The sequence below is a fragment of the Paenibacillus sp. 01T422 genome, assembly GCF_056398785.1.
This window is the reverse complement of record NZ_JBFTQB010000638.1, coordinates 1-3852: the sequence shown is the minus strand read 5'-3', so window position 1 is coordinate 3852 and position 3852 is coordinate 1. Positions and strand designations below refer to the sequence as shown.

General features: G+C 47.7%; 3 protein-coding genes. 2 read left to right on the top strand and 1 reads right to left on the bottom strand.

Going from position 1 to position 3852, the window contains the following annotated elements; all coding sequences use genetic code 11:
• On the bottom strand, positions 1-1344 hold a 1344-nt coding region (locus AC1DUA_RS27900), incomplete at its 3' end, for a glucose-6-phosphate isomerase (protein WP_477502865.1).
• A 126-nt stretch (positions 1345-1470) separates the two neighbouring features.
• Here AC1DUA_RS27900 and AC1DUA_RS27895 point away from each other — a divergent pair.
• Entirely contained in the window at positions 1471-2757 is a 1287-nt protein-coding gene (locus tag AC1DUA_RS27895; protein WP_477502864.1) for an NAD(P)-binding domain-containing protein, read from the top strand.
• Between the two features lie 148 nt (positions 2758-2905).
• Positions 2906-3574, top strand: a complete 669-nt coding sequence (locus AC1DUA_RS27890; protein WP_477502863.1) for a DNA-binding response regulator — start codon at positions 2906-2908, stop codon at positions 3572-3574.
• Positions 3575-3852 lie beyond the last annotated feature (278 nt).

Sequence of the window (3852 nt, the reverse complement as noted above, 5' to 3'; positions counted from 1 at the left end):
ACGTGCTTCCAGCTCCGCTTTTTCTTTCTCGTAACCTGGTTTGCCTAGAAGCGCAAACATATTCTTCTTATAAGCTTCAACGCCTGGTTGGTCAAAAGGGTTCACACCCATCAAGTAACCGCTGATGCCGCAGGCTTTTTCAAAGAAATATACCATGTATCCGAAGGAGTAAGGCGTCATATCCGGCAGCGTAACGATCAGATTCGGTACGTGTCCGTCCGTGTGGGCAAGCATCGTGCCCTGGAAAGCCTTTTTGTTCACGAAATCCATTGTTTTCCCGCTCAGGAAGTTAAGTCCGTCCAAATCATCAGCATCCGTACCGATCGTAATATGATCAGCCACTTGGTCAACTTGAATCACCGTTTCAAACAAGATGCGGTTGCCGTCTTGAACGAATTGGCCCATGGAGTGAAGATCTGTAGAGAAGTCTACAGAAGCTGGGTAAATGCCTTTGTAATCTTTCCCTTCGCTTTCGCCGAACAGCTGCTTCCACCATTCCGAAACGAAGTGCAAAGACGGCTCGTAGTTAACGAGAATTTCGATCGTTTTGCCTTTGCGGTAAAGCGCGTTACGAACAGCAGCGTATTGATACGCCTGGTTCTCACTAAGCTTCGGATTCGCATACTCGCGTTGTGCATCCGCAGCACCTTTCATGATCGCTTCTACATCAATACCAGCTGTCGCGATTGGCAGCAAGCCAACTGCAGTTAGAACGGAATACCGTCCGCCTACATCATCAGGAATTACGAAAGACTCGTAGCCCTCTTCATTGGCTAGTGTTTTCAAAGCGCCTCTAGCTTGATCCGTAGTTGCATAGATACGTTTGCGAGCAGCTTCCTTGCCATATTTCTTCTCGAGCAGTTCACGGAAAATACGGAAAGCAATCGCTGGCTCTGTCGTTGTTCCGGACTTCGAAATTACGTTCACGGAGAAATCTTTGCCTTCCAGCAATTGAAGAAGGTGTGTTACATATGTAGAAGAGATGTTATTTCCGACGAAATAAACCTCAGGCGTTTTTCTTTTATCTTTAGGCAAAATGTTATAGAACGAATGGGACAGCATTTCAAGCGCTGCACGTGCTCCCAAATAAGAACCGCCAATTCCGATAACAACCAGCGCTTCAGAGTCAGATTGAATTTGCTTAGCCGCCGCTTGAATGCGAGCAAATTCCTCACGGTCATACTTCTCAGGAAGTTCCACCCATCCTAAATAATCAGAGCCGGCACCTGTTTTGTTATGCAGCTGATCATGCGCCAGTTCTACCTGCCCAGACAAATAATCAACCTCATGTTGGGATAAAAAGGACAATGCCTTGCTGTAGTCAAATTGTAGCTTAGAGCTCAATATGCTCGCCTCCATCTCTATTTTTTTCCTTTTCCTAGCATACTTATTTGCTTGTACAAAAGCAAGTAAAGAAGGCATTCACAGGTTAGATTTCCCATGATAAAATGATTCCAGAGGTGAATGATCATGAAACGTATCGGCTTTATCGGACTTGGCACAATGGGCAAACCCATGGCTGCTAACCTTATTCAAAAAGGTTTTATGGTAACCGTTTATAACCGTACTCCTGAAAAAGCGGACGAGCTGGCTCGTCTTGGCGCTGAAGTGGCTTCAACACCTGCCGATGCCGCCCGTCATTCGGATGTACTGTTCACCATGCTTAGCAACGATGCCGCTTTATTAGATATATTTTACAGCGAAGAAGGCGTTCTAAGCGGTATTCATCCGGCTCTTACGATCATTGATTCCAGTACTGTTTCTCCACAAACAAGCCAAAAGCTGGCTGAGGAGCTTGCGGCTCATTTCGTCGACTTCCTCGACGCGCCTGTCACAGGCAGTAAGCCTGCTGCCGAAGAAGGTTCGCTTACGTTCATGGTCGGCGGAAGCCAGGAAGTGTTTGAAGAACATGAGCAGTTGTTCCTTGCGATGGGTCGTAGAGCCCTTTACCTAGGGCCCTCAGGCTCCGGTTCCTATGCCAAGCTTGCCAATAACACCATGGTGGGCATTAATCTGCTTGGTCTTGCCGAAGGATTATCCATTGCGTCCAAAGCAGGGGTTAACCTTGAAAAATTTCTAGAAATCGTCCGCTCTGGCGGTGCAAACAGCAAAATAGTCGACCTCAAAGGCGATAAAATATTGAATCGAGATTTCAGCAATCAATTCTCCTTAAAGCTGATGCTCAAGGATCTCTTGCTTGCGCAAGGGCTGGCGAGTAATTTCCAACTGCCAGCTCCGCTGCTGCAAACTACAGCAAGCTTATTCCAAATGGGACTAAGCAAGGGACTCGGTGATGAGGATATGAGTTCTGTCATCCAATGCTATGAAGATTGGATGGGACAGCAAATCACTAAAGCTAACGAGCCTGCTGTTGTCGCCCAAGAGAAGCCGGCATCGCCGCTTTCTGGCCGTGAACGCCGCCGGAACACACGTGTGAAGCTGGACATCAACTTGAAGTTGTCCATCTATCAATGGGAGCAGGAAGGTTCCTTCTCCGGCCAAAACATCGACGGCACGCTCTTCGACTTGTCGGAAAGCGGACTGCAAATCACAACCGCTGCGCCACTAGCGCCGGATATGTTCATCGTCATCCACTTTCCGCAGGAAGCGGAGCTTCCGCCAATCACCGCTCGCGTGATTCGGATCGAGACGGATGGCGATAAGTTCCGCTATGGCTGTATGCTATCTGGCTTGCCGCCTTATGTGCGGATTAAGCTGGAGAAGTATATTGATGAGCATATTGAGAATGCATTGTAGCGGTTAGTGGAGTATTTGAACACGTGAAAATATGGAAATGATGTAAACATGGAAATATGGAAATATAAATACATGTAAACTCATGATGCGTGAAGAACACCGTCTTTCCTATGGGAGAGGCGGTTTATTTTGTTTGGAGGGGATTGGCTTGAGCTTTGAAGTAGAGTATGAAGCTTTTATTAACTGTCATAAGGTAAAACGCTCCGGCGAGCGGATGCGTAGATTGCTAGAAGGACACGGGCATGCGGAAACGTTATTTTTGCGGCAAGTGTGGTGGACGGCTATCGGGCACTTTCGTCAATTGCATCCCGAATATGAAGTGAAAGATTTTCAGGACGGCACTCGCTTCATCGATTTTGCCTATCTCCGGCCACCGTACCGTATTGCCATTGAAATTGATGGCTTTGGTCCTCATGCCAGAGACATTGACCGCTCCCGCTTTGGAGACAATCTCATGCGTCAAAACCAACTCGTCCTGGACGGATGGAAAGTGCTCCGCTTTTCTTACGATGACATTACTCACAAGCAGCGACGCTGTCAGCAAATGATCCTGCATTTTATGGGACGCTGGTACGGAGATGAGCAGTCTCCTACCTTATCGCTTGCTCACCGGGAAAAGGAGATCGTTCGCCTCGCAGCAAGCGCCACGACTCCACTCAAGCCTCGTGACGTGTCTGCGCATCTGGGCATTCGTGTGGAACATGCACGCAAATGGCTGCATTCGCTGCACCAGAAGGGCATTATTCGACCGTCCAGCGGACAGAAACGGATTCGTTCCTATGTGTGGGACGCTGCGGGAAAGAACTTGTTTTTGTAGGGGATGATTGAACCCCTGCCTTTGCCTTCGCCTTCGCTGATTGCTCCGCTGATGGGTATTAATGGATAAGAGTCTTTGGAGACTCTTATTCCCTTGCCATTGTGGTTTTGAGCAAACATAAGAGCCTCTATGCGGCTAGAATAAGAAGTGGACACATCCGTTAAGTGACCCCAATAATAGACTTAACGAATAGGGGGGTGTCCGCCAATGGGAGAGCAACGCCAACGATATAACGAAGATTTTAAAAAAGAAGCAGTAAAATATSTTCAGGAACAAAC

What these genes read in the sequence shown, in the direction of transcription:
- AC1DUA_RS27895 (WP_477502864.1), top strand. Translation starts at nt 1,471, where the DNA reads ATGAAACGTATCGGCTTTATCGGACTTGGCACAATGGGCAAACCCATG.